The sequence below is a fragment of the Comamonas terrigena NBRC 13299 genome (assembly GCF_006740045.1).
GTDB lineage: Bacteria > Pseudomonadota > Gammaproteobacteria > Burkholderiales > Burkholderiaceae_C > Comamonas > Comamonas terrigena.
In genome coordinates this window covers 2,066,666-2,082,111 of sequence record NZ_AP019749.1, presented here as the reverse complement: position 1 = coordinate 2,082,111, position 15,446 = coordinate 2,066,666, and the positions used below count along the sequence as shown (strand labels likewise).

11 protein-coding genes and 1 other RNA gene are annotated in these 15,446 nt (G+C 60.3%); 8 read left to right on the top strand and 4 right to left on the bottom strand.

Translation table 11 applies throughout. The features are described from left to right. Nucleotides 1–273 precede the first annotated feature (273 nt). Nucleotides 274–1,641, top strand: coding sequence for a putative bifunctional diguanylate cyclase/phosphodiesterase (locus CT3_RS09465; RefSeq protein ID WP_066534506.1), 1,368 nt, complete (start codon nt 274–276; stop codon nt 1,639–1,641). Between the two features lie 622 nt (nt 1,642–2,263). Here CT3_RS09465 and ssrA read toward each other — a convergent pair. From ssrA to ompA, 4 genes are all read right to left on the bottom strand, one after another. Then, nucleotides 2,264–2,640, bottom strand: a transfer-messenger RNA (tmRNA) gene (ssrA, locus tag CT3_RS09460). A gap of 12 nt (nt 2,641–2,652) precedes the next feature. Next, entirely contained in the window at nt 2,653–3,327 is a 675-nt protein-coding gene (locus tag CT3_RS09455) for an HAD-IA family hydrolase (protein WP_066534509.1), read from the bottom strand. Next, nucleotides 3,327–4,040, bottom strand: a complete 714-nt coding sequence (gene ubiG, locus CT3_RS09450; RefSeq protein WP_066534512.1) for a bifunctional 2-polyprenyl-6-hydroxyphenol methylase/3-demethylubiquinol 3-O-methyltransferase UbiG — start codon at nt 4,038–4,040, stop codon at nt 3,327–3,329. Before ubiG ends, CT3_RS09455 begins: the two co-directional genes overlap by 1 nt. 86 nt (nt 4,041–4,126) lie before the next feature. Continuing rightward, entirely contained in the window at nt 4,127–4,771 is a 645-nt protein-coding gene (gene ompA, locus CT3_RS09445) for an outer membrane protein OmpA (protein WP_066534514.1), read from the bottom strand. 229 nt (nt 4,772–5,000) lie between these two features. On the opposite strand from ompA, the gene gyrA reads away from it, so the two are divergent. The 7 genes from gyrA (at nt 5,001) to CT3_RS09410 (ending at nt 15,394) form a co-directional block, all read left to right on the top strand. Continuing rightward, nucleotides 5,001–7,697, top strand: coding sequence for a DNA gyrase subunit A (gyrA, locus tag CT3_RS09440; RefSeq protein WP_066534517.1), 2,697 nt, complete (start codon nt 5,001–5,003; stop codon nt 7,695–7,697). Between the two features lie 111 nt (nt 7,698–7,808). After that, nucleotides 7,809–8,915, top strand: a complete 1,107-nt coding sequence (serC, locus tag CT3_RS09435) for a 3-phosphoserine/phosphohydroxythreonine transaminase (protein WP_066534520.1) — start codon at nt 7,809–7,811, stop codon at nt 8,913–8,915. Between the two features lie 135 nt (nt 8,916–9,050). Further along, on the top strand, nt 9,051–10,154 hold the full coding sequence (gene pheA, locus CT3_RS09430; protein ID WP_066535995.1) for a prephenate dehydratase: 1,104 nt from the start codon (nt 9,051–9,053) through the stop codon (nt 10,152–10,154). A 12-nt stretch (nt 10,155–10,166) separates the two neighbouring features. Beyond that, nucleotides 10,167–11,054 (top strand): prephenate dehydrogenase, encoded by an 888-nt coding sequence (locus tag CT3_RS09425; RefSeq protein WP_066534522.1) that lies wholly within the window; start codon nt 10,167–10,169, stop codon nt 11,052–11,054. 25 nt (nt 11,055–11,079) lie between these two features. After that, a complete protein-coding gene (locus tag CT3_RS09420) occupies nt 11,080–13,122 on the top strand; it encodes a bifunctional 3-phosphoshikimate 1-carboxyvinyltransferase/cytidylate kinase (RefSeq protein ID WP_066534524.1) in 2,043 nt (680 codons plus the stop codon). Nucleotides 13,123–13,282: 160 nt separating this feature from the next. After that, the gene (gene rpsA, locus CT3_RS09415) at nt 13,283–14,965 is read left to right on the top strand and encodes a 30S ribosomal protein S1 (RefSeq protein WP_066534527.1); all 1,683 of its coding nucleotides are present in this window, start codon (nt 13,283–13,285) and stop codon (nt 14,963–14,965) included. A 99-nt stretch (nt 14,966–15,064) separates the two neighbouring features. After that, a complete protein-coding gene (locus CT3_RS09410; RefSeq protein ID WP_066534529.1) occupies nt 15,065–15,394 on the top strand; it encodes an integration host factor subunit beta in 330 nt (109 codons plus the stop codon). The last annotated feature ends 52 nt before the right edge of the window (nt 15,395–15,446 follow it).

Sequence of the window (15,446 nt, the reverse complement as noted above, 5' to 3'; positions counted from 1 at the left end):
GCTGCGTGGCTTTTTTTTGATGCTGGTGCGATGGGTTGAAACCCATGAAGTCCTCCCACAGAATGACTGTGCGCCTTATCGGCCGATCAGAACCACCACTGCTTCACCGGGCTAGTAATTAATAGAATTATTTTTCTATAAAAATTACAAACTATCAAAACAACTATAATTATAGTCAAAAACAAATGCATTGAAACAAATTGTAATTTACAATGCGCCGCTCATTGTTAAAAATAAATATCAACTGCTTTAAATTTACAAGGCGCAAGTACGTTGACTAATAAATATAATACAAAAGCCTCCCACTACCGAGAGGTAGAGTGGTTGGGGAAAAAATTTCCCCAAAGTGATAAAGTCATAAAAATCAAGCTCCTTTTGCAGCTCAATACCATCGCTTGTACGGTTTTGGGTATATTCTGGGCTGCATGTTATTTTTTGTATTCCAGAAATGACCTTGCGCTGATTTTTGTTGGGCTTTTTCTTGTGGGAATATGTTCATATTATTCCGCGAGAAATTTCAGTTATGCATATCTTGCAGGAATGGCGCATGCACTCTTGCTGATAGTGACATTGATATCTTTGATAGACAGCCCTCTTGAAAACATTCCGCGCTCTGCCCATGTATATTTCCTCCCTCTCGCCATTGGAGTTGTATTTATATTCAACCCCAAAGACAAATACATGGGAATTATTTTCCCCAGACTTTGTTTGGTATTTTTTGCCGCTTTCGGAGTAGGACTTTTTGATATAGATTCTTCCAATTTCTCTCCGCCAGAAAATATTAGAATGATAGGTTGCGTCAGCAACTACACATTTTCCACGTTGATACTGGCATCCATAATAAGAATCTACATCAAAAATTTAAACGAGAAAGTTGATCTCGCATTCAGCCTGGCTCAAGCCGTGGTAAAAAATGAAATAGTGGTTCACTACCAAGTTCAAGTGGATGCGAAAGGCAAGCCTTTGGGAGCTGAGGCATTGGTAAGATGGAACCACCCAGAACGAGGCCTTTTATCTCCTGATAAATTTATTCCATTGGCCGAAGAGAGCCTTGTCATCCGTGATATTGGGCTTGAGGTTTTACGTCAATCCTGTCGTTTGCTTGCAGAATGGTCAAATGATTCTTCGCTCAAAGACAAATATATAGCGGTCAATGTGAGTCCGGTGCAGCTTGCTGATGAAGATTTCGTCGCTACCGTCATCGAAGTGGTTCAAAATTTCGGGGTCAGGCCTGAGCTGATTGAACTTGAGCTGACGGAGTCAGCCTTGATCATCGATGCCGAGCAAGCGATATTAAAAATCCAGCAACTTAAAGATTTCGGCGTCCAATGGGCTCTTGATGACTTCGGATCTGGATTCTCATCGCTTTCTATCATCAAGACATTGCCGGTGCAGAAAATAAAGATAGACAAGCAATTTATTCGAGATGCCAAGTCCAATGAATCTTCCAAAAATCTGCTGAAGAAGATTTTTGAAATATCCGAACTGTTAGAAATGGAAGCTATTGTTGAGGGCGTGGAAGAGCACAGCCAGCACGAAATGCTCATTGATATCGGATACTCTCAGTTCCAAGGTTTCCTGTTTGGTCACCCCAAACCAGCGCCAGAAGTCACAGAGAAGATGAAGTCATCTTTATCTTGAACGGATAACGCATTGTCATCTGGGATCCTCTATTTCACCATGCCGGTGCAAAGTGGATCTTTTACCGTGATGCGTTTTGACTTGACCGGGCCAACCAAGGCAATCAGTCAGCTGGATGGGCTAAAGATCAACTTTTAAAAAAGCAAAAATCCAGCCCCGCCAAAGACATCCGTCTTTGATGCCACTTTCCCACGCTACCCTTGCGCCCGAATCAGCTTGGCTCCGAGATGCTTCATTAGCGCAGCAACGGGGTTGTTCTATACGCCTGGGCCCTGAGCAAGCGATGCTGCTCGGACACTGAAGTCGGCATGGCCGCCGCGATCGCAAAGCGGCCGGCAATTGCGCACCGGAACTCATGCCAGATCTGATGCAACCCTGCATCGCCCCTGGAGCCAACCGTTGGCAGGCGGCCCGGCACCTAGGCTATGGGGTCGTAGCGATGGAGGTCCGCGCCTACGACAAGTTCACCAGAAGCCCAAGGCTGAACTTCGCCTGGTCAGCGGGGAGTGATCGGTGCGAATCCCGTGCGAAATCGGTGCGAATTTGGCGACACCACACGACCCTATGGGACAAGAAAAAACCGCCACACACTAGGCTTTCCAGTGTGTGGCGGTGTCTTGTATGGTGGAGCTGGCGGGAATTGAACCCGCGTCCGCAAGCCTTCGTCAGACAGATCTACATGCTTAGCGTTCTGTTTTGAATCTCACCCGGTTTGCCGCGCAGGCGCACGCTGCAAACAAGGCCAGTACCCTATTTTCTTGTTCCACACCAAGGTACCCGGCGCAGAACCAGCTGATGTAAATTCCCTTGCAGCCTGGAGGTATTTCTACCCCCTTGCCCAGCCCATCAACGTGCTGTTGCAAGGCTCACCGGATTAAGCGGCGAGTGCGAAACGTTCGTCGTTTGCAGTTAGTTTTTTGAATGGAGATTTACGAGCGTCACTCAAGCTCGGCATGCACCGCGCTGATCCCGAACCCACGTCGAAACCAGGACAGCCCCATAGACCGTATCTTAGTCCATACCCAGCAACTTCAAGAGCTCCAGGGGATTTTTAATTGCAGCATCCGGATTCCAGCCGGCTGTACTGTCCACGCCGCCCAGATAGCCGTAATCCGCAGCCACACCGCGCATCCCTGCGGCACGCGCCGCCTGCATGTCCCGCTCATCGTCCCCCACGTAGATGGCGTGCTCCGGCAAGATGCCCAGACGCTCACATGCATGCAGCAAAGGTGCCGGATGCGGCTTGGCATGTGGGGTGGTATCACCACAGACCACCACTGCCGCCCGACCCAGCGTCGCCTCCCGGCGGGCGATCGGCAGCGTAAAGCGCTCGGACTTGTTGGTCACGATGCCCCAGGGACGGCCTTGCTGCTCCAACCCCTGCACCAGCTGCGGCACTCCGGCAAACAGGCCCGAATGCTGCATCAGCAAACCCTCATAGGCTTGAAAGAACTCTTCGCGGCGCAGCTCGAACTCTGGCATATCCGGCTGCAGACCCAGCGCAATGCGCAGCATTCCGCGTGCGCCCGTGCCCACAAAAGGCCGGTAATGCGACAGCGGCAAATCATCCAGGCCCGCATCGCGACGCAATACATTCGCTGCGGCAGCCAGATCCGGGGCACTGTCCAGCAACGTGCCGTCCAGGTCAAACAGCACGGCGCGCACGCCATTCCAGGACACAGCCATCACAGGACGGGCCGGCGTGTCGCCAGCAGGTAGTTCACGCTGGTGTCGCCACTCAACCAGTAACGCCCCGTCAAAGGGTTGTGCTCCATCCCCTTGGCCGAATCAACGACCAAGCCCGCATCCATGGCAAATTGCGCCAGCTCGCTGGGGCGGATGAACTTGTCGAATTCATGGGTACCCTGCGGCAGCATCTTGAGCACATACTCCGCCGCCACAATGGCCAAGGCATACGCCTTGGGATTGCGGTTGATGGTGGAGAAAAACACCCAGCCACCCGGCTTGACCAACTGACCGCAAGCCCGCACCACCGAGGCCGGATCCGGCACATGCTCCAGCATCTCCATGCAGGTCACCACATCAAAGGCGCCCGGCTTCTCTTCCGCCAGCACCTCCACCGGCACCTCGCGGTATTGCACGCCCGTGGTGCCGGCTTCCAACGCATGCAACTGCGCCACGCGCAGTGACTTGGTAGCCAGATCGATCCCCAGCACCTGCGCCTCCTTGCGCGCCATGGAGTCGGCCAGGATGCCACCACCACAGCCTACATCCAGCACCTGCTTGCCCTTCAGCGAGGCAAGACCGTCAATCCACGCCAGGCGCAGCGGATTGATCTGGTGCAAAGGCTTGAATTCACTCTCTGTATCCCACCAGTGGTGGGCCAGGCTGGCAAATTTCTCCAGCTCGGCTGGATCCACATTGGTACTTTGGCTCATAGTGAAAGATTGTCACCCATCCACGGGCATATCAGCAGGAATAAAAAAAGCCCCGTTGCCGGGGCTTTTTAGAGGCAATCCGAAGATTACTGAGCGGCGCGGGTACCGACCACTTCGATTTCCACGCGACGGTTCTTGGCGCGGCCTTCCTTGGTCTTGTTGTCGGCCACAGGTTGCTTTTCGCCCTTGCCTTCGGTGTACACGCGGTCCTTGGCGATGCCCTTGGACACCAGGTAAGCCTTCACGGCTTCAGCGCGACGCACCGACAGCTTCTGGTTGTAAGCGTCAGAGCCGATGGAGTCGGTGTGACCCACAGCAATCACGACTTCCAGGTTGATGTCCTTGACCTTGGAGGCCACGTCATCCAGCTTGGCCTTGCCTTCGGGCTTCAGAACAGCCTTATCGAAGTCAAAGAAAGCGTCAGCAGCGAAGGTCACCTTCGAAGCCACGGCGGGAGCGGGAGCGGGAGCGGGAGCAACAGCAGCGGGAGCAGGAGCCACAGCAGGAGCGGGTTGCAGAGCACCGTCGCAACCCACAGCAGCAGTAGCAGGCGTCCAGTTGGCATCGCGCCAGCACAGTTCGTTCGTGCCGTTCTTCCAGACGTGTTCGCCCGTGCCGTTCTGCCAGTTGTCGATGACATTGCCACCGTTAGCTGCCTTGACTTGAGCGCCAGCGGCAGTTGCCAGGGCGGCGGTTGCGAACAGCATCGCTACTTTGTTCAGTTTCTTCATGGTTCTCCTCTTGGGGATTGAGCCGTGGCCGGACCACGGAATTGAGGACGTCATTAGTGACCATCACCAAGAACGCTGGTTTTGATTGTGCCATACGTAACAGAGCAAAAGCCAAGGCCCTTGGGCACCAACAGTAGGACAAAAGCCTAATACCGGACATGTGTTGCCTGGCAGCAACACGCCATTCACCCTAAAATGACCGCTCCTCGCCGTCACCGTATAAGAGTACATGACCCAGTTTGCCAAAGAAACACTTCCCATCAGCCTAGAAGAAGAGATGCGCCGCAGTTACCTCGATTACGCAATGAGCGTGATCGTGGGCCGCGCACTCCCTGATGCGCGCGATGGCCTGAAGCCCGTGCATCGTCGTGTGCTCTATGCCATGCACGAGCTCAATAACGACTGGAACCGCCCCTACAAAAAATCGGCGCGTATCGTCGGGGACGTGATTGGTAAATATCACCCCCACGGCGACAGCGCCGTGTACGACACCATCGTGCGTATGGCCCAGGATTTTTCCCTGCGCCACATGCTGGTCGATGGCCAGGGCAACTTCGGATCGGTGGACGGCGACAGCGCCGCTGCCATGCGCTACACGGAAATCCGCCTCTCCAAGATCGCACACGAAATGCTGGGCGACATCGACAAGGAAACTGTTGATTTCGGCCCCAACTACGACGGCTCCGAAAGCGAGCCGCTGACCCTGCCCGCCCGCCTGCCCAATCTGCTGGTGAACGGCTCGGCCGGTATTGCCGTGGGCATGGCTACCAATATTCCGCCGCACAACCTCAACGAGGTGGTGGACGCCTGCCTGCACCTGCTGCGCAATCCGGAAGCCAGCGTGGACGACCTGATGGAAATCGTGCCCGCGCCCGACTTCCCCACCGCCGGCATCATCTACGGCATCAATGGTGTCAAGGAAGCCTACCGCACCGGCCGCGGCCGTGTGGTGATGCGCGCCAAGGTGCACTTTGAAGACATCGACCGGGGCCAGCGCCAGTCCATCATCGTGGATGAGCTCCCCTACCAGGTGAACAAGAAGACCCTGCAAGAGCGCATGGCCGAACTGGTGCACGAAAAGAAGATCGAAGGCATCAGCCACATCCAGGACGAGTCGGACAAATCCGGCATGCGCCTGGTGATCGAACTCAAGCGCGGCGAAGTGCCCGAAGTGGTGCTGAACAATCTGTACAAGCAGACCCAGCTGCAGGACACCTTCGGCGTCAATATGGTCGCGCTGGTCGACGGCCAGCCCAAGCTGTGCAATCTGAAGGATCTGGTACAGGTCTTCCTGCAGCACCGCCGCGAAGTGGTGACCCGACGCACCGTGTTCGAGCTGCGCAAGGCGCGCGACCGGGGCCACGTGCTGGAAGGCCTGGCCGTCGCGCTGGCCAATATCGATGACTTCATTGCCATCATCCGCAACGCCCCCACCCCACCGGTGGCCAAAGCCGAGCTGATGGCCAAGAGCTGGGACAGCAAGCTGGTGCGCGAAATGCTCACCCGCACCCGCGAAGACGGCGGGGTGGTCAATGCCGACGACTACCGCCCGGAATCGCTGGAACGCGAATTCGGCCTGGGCCAGGACGGTCTGTACCGCCTGTCCGACACGCAAGCGCAGGAAATCCTGCAAATGCGCCTGCAGCGCCTGACCGGCCTGGAGCAGGACAAGATCGTCGCCGAATACCGCGAGATCATGGCCGCCATCGAAGACCTGCTGGACATCCTGGCCAAGCCCGCCCGCGTGTCCACCATCATCGGTGACGAACTGACCACGCTGAAGACCGAATTCGGCCAATCCAAGAAGGGCATGCGCCGCTCCACCATCGAGTACAGCGCGCAAGACCTGTCCACCGAAGACCTGATCACCCCCACCGACATGGTGGTGACGCTCTCGCACACCGGCTACATCAAGAGCCAGCCGCTGTCCGAATACCGCTCGCAAAAGCGCGGCGGCCGCGGCAAGCAGGCCACCTCTACCAAGGAAGACGACTGGATCGACCAGCTCTTCATCGCCAACACGCACGACTACCTGCTGTGCTTCTCCAACCGTGGCCGCCTGTACTGGCTCAAGGTCTGGGAAGTGCCTGCAGGCTCGCGCGGCTCGCGCGGACGCCCCATCGTCAACATGTTCCCGCTGCAGGAAGGCGAGAAGATCAACGTGGTGCTGCCGCTCACCGGTGAAAACCGCAGCTTCCCCGAAGACCACTACGTCTTCATGGCCACCAGCATGGGCACCGTCAAGAAGACGCCGCTGACAGAGTTCAGCAACCCGCGCAAGGCCGGCATCATTGCCGTGGGCCTGGACGAAGGCGACTTCCTGATTGGCGCCGCACTCACCGATGGCAAGCACGACGTGATGCTGTTCTCTGACGGCGGCAAGGCGGTGCGCTTTGACGAAAACGATGTCCGCCCCATGGGCCGCAATGCCCGTGGCGTGCGCGGCATGAACATCGACGACACGCAAAACGTGATCGCCATGCTGGTGGCCGAAGCCGACGACGGCACCGGCAACGTGGCCGAAGGCTCGCAAAGCGTGCTGACCGCCACCGAAAACGGCTACGGCAAGCGCACCCACATCGGTGAGTACACCCGCCACGGCCGCGGCACCAAGGGCATGATTGCCATCCAGCAGTCCGAACGCAACGGCAAGGTCGTGGCCGCCACCCTGGTCGGCACCGAAGACGAGATCATGCTGATCACCGACACCGGCGTGCTGGTGCGCACCCGGGTGGCGGAGATCCGCGAAATGGGCCGCGCCACCCAGGGCGTCACACTGATTGCACTGGACGAAGGCGCCAAGCTCAGCGGCCTGCAGCGGATTGCCGAAAACGACGCCAACAGCGACGCCGAAGGCGACCCGGAAGCCACCCCCGGGGAAGCCACCGAAGGCGATGACACCCCCGAGGCCCCCTCGGCGGAATAAGCCCCACACCCCACTGCGCAAGCTGTGGGGTGTTTTTTCGCCTAACATTGCATTTTTGATAGCTGACTGCGCCGACTACCGTGGCGCTGCAGCCCGATTTGATAGCCGACCATGACGCGCCCTTACAACTTTTCCGCCGGCCCCGCCGCCATCCCCGAAGAAGTCCTGCAGCAAGCCGCTGCCGAGATGCTGGACTGGCAAGGCTCCGGCATGGGCGTGATGGAAATGAGCCACCGCGGCAAGGAATTCATCAGCATCTACGAAGCGGCAGAAGCCGACCTGCGCAGTCTGCTGGCCGTGCCCGCCAACTTCAAAATCCTGTTCATGCAAGGCGGCGGCCTGGCCGAAAACGCCATCGTTCCGCTGAACCTGTCGCAAGGCGGTGCGGTGGACTTCGTGGTCACCGGCAGCTGGAGCCAGAAGTCTTTCAAGGAAGCCGGCAAGTACGCCAGCAACCGCCTGGCCGCCAGCGGCGAAGCCAGCAACTTCACCAGCGTGCCGGACGCCGCCAGCTGGAAGCTGGGCAGCGATGCAGCCTATGTGCACCTGTGCAGCAACGAAACCATCCACGGCGTGGAGTTCCAGCAACTGCCCGACCTGAAAGCCCTGGGCTGCAACGCCCCGCTGGTGATCGACTTCTCCTCGCACGTGGCCTCGCGCCCGGTGGACTGGAGCCGCGTGGGCCTGGCTTTTGGCGGCGCGCAAAAGAACATCGGCCCGGCCGGCCTGACCATCGTCATCGTGCGCGAAGACCTGCTGGGCCGCGCCCTGCCGGTCTGCCCCACGGCGTTCGACTACAAGACCGTAGCGGACAACCAAAGCATGTTCAACACGCCGCCCACTTGGGGCATCTATATGGCAGGTCTCACCTTCCAATGGCTCCAGCGCCAGACCGAAGGCAGCCTGACCGGCGTGGCCGCCATGGAGGCGCGCAACATCGCCAAGGCCGAGTTGCTGTACGGTTACATCGATGCCTCGCAGCTGTACGTGAACAAGGTCGACAAGGCCTACCGCTCGCGCATGAATGTGCCGTTCCTGCTGCGTGACGAAAGCCGCAACGACGCCTTCCTGGCCGGCGCCAAGGCACGCGGCCTGCTCCAGCTCAAGGGCCACAAGTCCGTGGGCGGCATGCGCGCCAGCATCTACAACGCCATGCCGCTGGCGGGCGTGCAGGCACTGGTCGACTACATGCGTGAATTCGAGCGCACCAGCGCCTGACGCCTGACCTCCACCACCCAGCACAGATAAGAAACAAGCCGCCGGTGCGTGCAGCACCACGATTTGCCGCAACACTCTGCGGCAAACGTTTGTTCCCTGCATGCGTACAGGCGGCTTTTGCATTTTGAGGATGCCATGAGCACAGAACCCCAAGCCAGCCCCGAGCTGCTGAAGCTGCGCAACGAAATCGACAGCCTGGACAAGCAATTGCTGGAGCTGGTCAACCAGCGCGCGCGCGTGGCCGAGCAAGTGGGTGACCTGAAGAAGCTGGAAGGCTCCACCTTCTTCCGCCCCGACCGCGTGGCCCAAGTCATTGAAAAGATCAAGACCCACAACCCCGGCCCGCTGAAGGGTGCGCATGTGGCCGCCATCTGGCGCGAAATCATGTCCGCCTGCCTGGCGCTGGAATCGCCCCAGCGTGTGGCCGTGCTCGGCCCCGAAGGCACCTTCTGCGAAGAGGCCGCGGTGCAGTACTTTGGCGGCGCCGCCGACTTCCTGTACTGCAACACCTTTGAAGAAGTGTTCCATGCCACCGCCGCCGGCAGCGCCCAGTACGGCGTGGTGGGCGTGGAAAACTCAACCGAGGGCGTGGTCAACCGCACCCTGGACATGTTCCGCAACTCGCCTTGCCACATCGTGGGCGAAGTGAGCATGCTGATCCGCCACAACCTGCTGCGCTCCAGCAACACGCTCGACGGCATCGAGGTGGTGGCGGCCCACCCCCAGGCCCTGGCACAGTGCCACGCCTGGCTATCCAAGCACCTGCCCCACGCCGAACGCCGCCCGGTCGACAGCAACGCCGAAGGCGCCCGGCTCGCGGCGCTGAACCCCGGCTGGGCCGGCATCAGCAGCGAACGCGCCGCACAGCAGTTTGGCCTGCACATCGTCAGCCACGCCATCCAGGACGACGCCTACAACCGCACGCGCTTTGCCGTCATCTGCCTGCCACACACCCTGGCCACCCCGGCCCCCACGGGCAAGGACTGCACCAGCCTCGTGATTTCCGTGCCCAACCGCCCCGGCGCCGTGCACGATCTGCTGGTTCCGCTGAAGACGCACGGCGTCTCCATGACGCGTTTTGAATCGCGCCCGGCCCGCACCGGCCAGTGGGAGTACTACTTCTACATCGACCTGGAAGGCCACCCCGCCCAGCCCAACATGGCCAAGGCCTTGGCCGAGCTGCAGAGCCTGAGCGCCTTCTACAAGGTGCTGGGCACCTACCCGGTGGCTGCAGCCTGAGGACACGCCCGCATGTTTGAACAACTGGGATTGATCGGCTGCGGCCTGATGGGCGGCTCGTTTGCGCTGGCACTGAAAGAAGCCGGTCTGGTGAAGCGCGTAGTCGGCTACAGCAAATCCCCCTCCACCACCGAACGCGCCCGCCAGATGGGCGTGATCGATGACATCGCCCCCACCGCAGCCATGGCTGCCTCCGGTGCCGATCTGGTGCTGCTGGCCATGCCGGTGGCTGCCACCGAAGCCACGCTCCAATCCATCCAGCAGCAGGTCACCCACCGCACGCTGGTAATGGACGTGGGCTCCACCAAGACCGATGTGGTGCACGCAGCGCGCAGTGCACTGGGCAACAGCTTCGGCAGCTTTGTGCCAGCCCACCCCATTACCGGCAAGGAAGTGGCCGGCGTCGAACACGCCGACGTCCACCTGTACCGCAATGCCCTGGTGGTGCTGACCCCCACCGAGCACACCCTGGCGCCCCAGTTGCAGCATGCCGAAGCACTGTGGAAGGCACTGGGTTGCCGCGTGACCCGCATGGCACCGGAAACACACGACACCGCGTTCGCAGCCGTCAGCCACCTGCCGCACCTGCTGGCCTTTGCCATGATGAACGGCGTGCTGGCCCAGCCGGAAGCGGCCCACTTCCTGTCGCTGGCCGGCCCCGGCTTTCGGGACTTCACCCGCATTGCTGGCGGCGAGCCCCGCCTGTGGCGCGATGTGCTGCTGGCCAACAAAAAAGAAGTGCTGGCCCAGTCCCGCCACTTCCAGCAGGCGCTGCAGCAGTTGGAGCAGGCCATGCTGGCCGATGACGACCAGGCGCTGCAAGCCCTGCTGACCCACGCCAGCGATGCCCGCCTGCACTGGACCATGGGTCAGCCCCCGGCGGCCCGCACGCCGGCCTGACTGTATTTTTGATAATTCCTCCTGCATGTACCGCACCGCATTCCTGGACCTTCCCGCGCTGGCCACGGCCGGCGGCACCGTCAGCCTGCCCGGCTCCAAAAGCATTTCCAACCGCGTACTGCTGCTGGCCGCGCTGAGCCAGGGAACAACCACTATCCAAGACCTGCTGGATTCCGACGACACCCGCGTGATGCTGGCCGGACTCAAGCAGTTGGGCTGCACCATCACACCCGATGCCGTCACCCCCGGCCAGCCAATTGCCGTGACCGGCATTGGCGGCCGGCTGCCCGCCGGCACGGCGGCCACCCTGTTCCTGGGCAATGCCGGCACCGCCATGCGCCCGCTGACTGCGGCCCTGGCCGTATTGGGTGGCAACTTTGAAATGACGGGCGTGCCCCGCATGTACGAGCGCCCGATCGGCGACCTGGTCGATGCGCTGCGCCAGCTGGGCTGCCAGATCGACTACCTCAAGGACGCAGGCTTCCCGCCGCTGAAAATCGGCCAACCGGATTTCAGCGCCTGGAGTGATGCCCCCATCCAGGTGCGCGGTGACGTGTCCAGCCAGTTCCTGACCGCGCTGCTGATGGCCCTGCCCCTGCAGGCTGCAGACAAGGCCATCACCATCGAGGTGGTGGGGGAACTGATCTCCAAGCCCTACATCCACATCACGCTGGAGCTGCTGGCGCGTTTTGGCATCCAGGTGCACAACGAGAACTGGCAGCGCTTTGTGATTCCCGCCGGCAGCCGCTACCAGTCGCCGGGCGCCATCCATGTGGAGGCCGACGCCTCGTCCGCCAGCTACTTCATCGCACTCGGCGCCCTGGCAGCCGCCACGCCAGGCCAAACGGGCGTGCGGATTCTGGGCGTGGGCAAGGATTCCATCCAGGGCGACATCCGTTTTGTGGAGGCCGCCCAGGCCATGGGCGCGCAGGTGGAAAGCGGCCCCAACTGGCTGCAGGTCGGCCGTGGCACCTGGCCGCTGAAGGCCATCGATCTGGACTGCAACCACATTCCCGACGCCGCCATGACGCTGGGCGTGATGGCGCTGTATGCCGATGGCACGACCACGCTGCGCAATATCGCCAGCTGGCGCGTCAAGGAAACCGACCGCATCGCCGCCATGGCCTGCGAGCTGCGCAAGCTGGGCGCCACGGTGGAGGAAGGCGCGGACTACATCCGCATCACCCCGCCCGCCAGTGCCACCGGTTGGAAAGCCGCCAGCATCCACACCTATGACGACCACCGCGTGGCCATGTGCTTCGCACTGGCCGCCTTCAATCCGGCCGGCCTGCCGGTGCGCATCGAAGACCCGCAGTGCGTGGGCAAGACCTTCCCGGATTTCTTTGAATCGCTGTTTGCCGTGTGCGACACCCCGGCACAGCAGATTCCGGTGATCTGCATAGACGGCCCTTCCGGCTCCGGCAAAGGCACGGTGGCGGCCCAGGTGGCAGAACGCCTGGGCTACCGGCTGCTGGATTCCGGCGCGCTCTACCGCATCACCGGTCTGGTGGCCACCCGCGCCGGCATGGCACTGGAAGCCACCAACGCCGAACGCATTGCCGCACTGATTGCCGCGCAGCAGCTGGAATTCACCTCCGACCAGCGCGTGCTGGTCAACGGTGAAGATGTCTCGCTGGCCATCCGCACCGAGGAAGCCGGCATGAACGCCTCCAAGGTCTCGGCCTTCCCGGCCGTGCGCAGCGCCCTCGTGGGCGTGCAGCACGCCTTTCGCGCCCTGCCCGGACTGGTGGCCGACGGCCGCGACATGGGCACCGTGATCTTCCCGCACGCACCGCTGAAGGTCTACCTCACGGCCAGCGTGCAATGCCGCGCCGAGCGTAGGTATAAGCAGTTGATTTCCAAGGGACTTCCTGCTAATATGCAGGCGCTTTTTGCGGACCTTGAAGCCCGGGATGCGCGCGACATGCATCGCGCAGCCGCCCCCCTCAAGCCCGCAGAAGACGCGCTGCAACTGGACAATTCCACCGGCACGGCCGAAGAAGCCGTACAACAGGTGATGGACTGGTGGGCAGCGCGCCAGCCTTTTGCGCCCGCCGCACAAGGCTGAGCACTGGGTCCGCACACCACATTCGCGCCTTTTTCATGCGCACTGGTGCTGCGGTTTGCAACCTTTTAACCCGCAGGGTGACACCTGCAAGCCTCTGCTTACAGCCATAAAAACGCCGGCAATGGTGCCGTCGGAAACCTGTCTGCAGTCAAGGAACTACATGTCTGAATCTTTTGCAGCCCTTTTTGAAGAGTCGTTGACACGCACCGAAATGCGTCCTGGCGAAGTCATTACCGCTGAAGTCGTGCGCGTTGAGCACAATTTCGTGGTGGTGAACGCTGGCCTGAAGTCGGAAGCCTACGTGCCTCTGGACGAGTTCAAGAACGACCAGGGCGAAGTCGAAGTCCAAGTGGGTGACTTCGTGTCCGTGGCCATCGGCTCCATCGAAAACGGCTACGGCGACACCATCCTGTCGCGCGACACCGCCAAGCGTCTGGCTTCCTGGCTGTCGCTGGAAAAGGCGCTGGAATCCGGCGAATTCGTGACCGGCACCACCTCCGGCAAGGTCAAGGGCGGCCTGACCGTTCTGGTCAACGGCATCCGCGCTTTCCTGCCCGGTTCGCTGATCGACACCCGTCCCATCAAGGACCTGACCCCCTACGAAAACAAGACCCTGGAATTCAAGGTCATCAAGCTGGATCGCAAGCGCAACAACGTGGTGCTGTCGCGCCGCGCTGTGGTCGAAGCCTCCATGGGCGAAGAGCGCGCCAAGCTGATGGAAACCCTGAAGGAAGGCGCCATCGTGCAAGGCGTGGTCAAGAACATCACCGAATACGGTGCGTTCGTTGACCTGGGCGGCATCGACGGTCTGCTGCACATCACCGACATGGCATGGCGCCGCGTGCGTCACCCTTCGGAAGTGGTGACTGCCGGCCAGGAAATCACTGCCAAGATCCTGAAGTTCGACACCGAAAAGAACCGCGTGTCCCTGGGCCTGAAGCAAATGGGCGACGATCCTTGGATGGGCGTGTCGCGCCGTTATCCTTCGGCCACCCGTCTGTTCGGCAAGGTCACGAACATTGCCGACTACGGCGCGTTCGTGGAACTGGAACCCGGTATCGAAGGTCTGGTGCACGTGTCCGAAATGGACTGGACCAACAAGAACATTGCTCCTTCCAAGCTGGTCACCCTGGGTGACGAAGTGGAAGTCATGGTTCTGGAAATCGACGAAGACAAGCGTCGCATCTCCCTGGGCATGAAGCAATGCAAGGCCAACCCCTGGCAAGAATTTGCTCAGAACACCAAGCGCGGCGACCGCGTGAAGGGCCCCATCAAGTCCATCACCGACTTCGGCGTGTTCGTGGGTCTGGCTGCCGGTATCGACGGTCTGGTGCACCTGTCCGACCTGTCCTGGAACGAAACCGGCGAAGCCGCTGTTCGTAACTACAAGAAGGGCCAGGAAGTCGAAGCCATCGTGCTGGCCGTGGACGTGGAGCGCGAGCGCATCTCCCTGGGCATCAAGCAACTGGACAGCGATCCTTTCACGACCTTCGTGACCGTGAACGACAAGGGCCAGATCGTGACCGGCAAGGTCAAAACCGTGGACCAACGTGGCGCTGAAATCGATCTGGGCGAAGACATCATCGGCTACCTGCGCGTGTCCGAACTCTCCCGCGATCGCGTGGAAGATGCCCGTTCCGTGCTGAAGGAAGGCGACGAAGTGACTGCTGTGGTGGTGAACGTGGATCGCAAGACCCGCAACATCCAGCTGTCCATCAAGCAAAAGGACCAAGCTGAACAGCAAGAAGCCATGGCTTCCCTGTCGGCCCAATCCTCCAAGGAAAACGCCGGCACCACCAGCCTGGGCGCTCTGCTGCGCGCCAAGCTGGACGCCGACAAGTAATCCCACAGTGTTAGCCCTGCGCTAACACTGAGGATTCGCAAGCAGCGGGCGCTCTCTCGGCGCCCGCTGCGCTTTTCACCCTAGCCTCACTTTTGTGCGATGACCCGATCTGACCTCGTCGAGGAACTGGCCGCCCGCTTCGATCAGCTGACTCAGCGCGACGCCGAACTGGCCGTGAAAACCATCCTGGACGCCGTGAGCGACGCCCTGGTGCGTGGCCAGCGCATTGAGATCCGCGGTTTTGGCAGCTTTTCTGTCACCCGCCGCCCCCCCCGTCTGGGCCGCAATCCCCGCAGCGGCGAAGCCGTGCAGATTCCCGCCAAGCGCGTTCCCCATTTCAAGCCCGGCAAGGCGCTGCGCGAAGATGTAGACCACCCCGTGCCCGCGGCCACCAGCGACACCACCACCCTTCTGCAACGCAAGGCCTGAGCCCTTGCATCCGCATGCTGTGCTGGCTCAAAAAGCACAGCGAAGGTTCTAG

Coding starts and splice junctions, on each gene's coding strand:
- serC (WP_066534520.1), top strand. CDS start 7,809: ATGACGCGCCCTTACAACTTTTCCGCCGGCCCCGCCGCCATCCCCGAA.
- rpsA (WP_066534527.1), top strand. CDS start 13,283: ATGTCTGAATCTTTTGCAGCCCTTTTTGAAGAGTCGTTGACACGCACC.
- gyrA (WP_066534517.1), top strand. CDS start 5,001: ATGACCCAGTTTGCCAAAGAAACACTTCCCATCAGCCTAGAAGAAGAG.
- pheA (WP_066535995.1), top strand. CDS start 9,051: ATGAGCACAGAACCCCAAGCCAGCCCCGAGCTGCTGAAGCTGCGCAAC.
- CT3_RS09410 (WP_066534529.1), top strand. CDS start 15,065: ATGACCCGATCTGACCTCGTCGAGGAACTGGCCGCCCGCTTCGATCAG.
- CT3_RS09420 (WP_066534524.1), top strand. CDS start 11,080: ATGTACCGCACCGCATTCCTGGACCTTCCCGCGCTGGCCACGGCCGGC.
- CT3_RS09455 (WP_066534509.1), bottom strand. CDS start 3,327: ATGGCTGTGTCCTGGAATGGCGTGCGCGCCGTGCTGTTTGACCTGGAC.
- ubiG (WP_066534512.1), bottom strand. CDS start 4,040: ATGAGCCAAAGTACCAATGTGGATCCAGCCGAGCTGGAGAAATTTGCC.
- CT3_RS09425 (WP_066534522.1), top strand. CDS start 10,167: ATGTTTGAACAACTGGGATTGATCGGCTGCGGCCTGATGGGCGGCTCG.
- ompA (WP_066534514.1), bottom strand. CDS start 4,771: ATGAAGAAACTGAACAAAGTAGCGATGCTGTTCGCAACCGCCGCCCTG.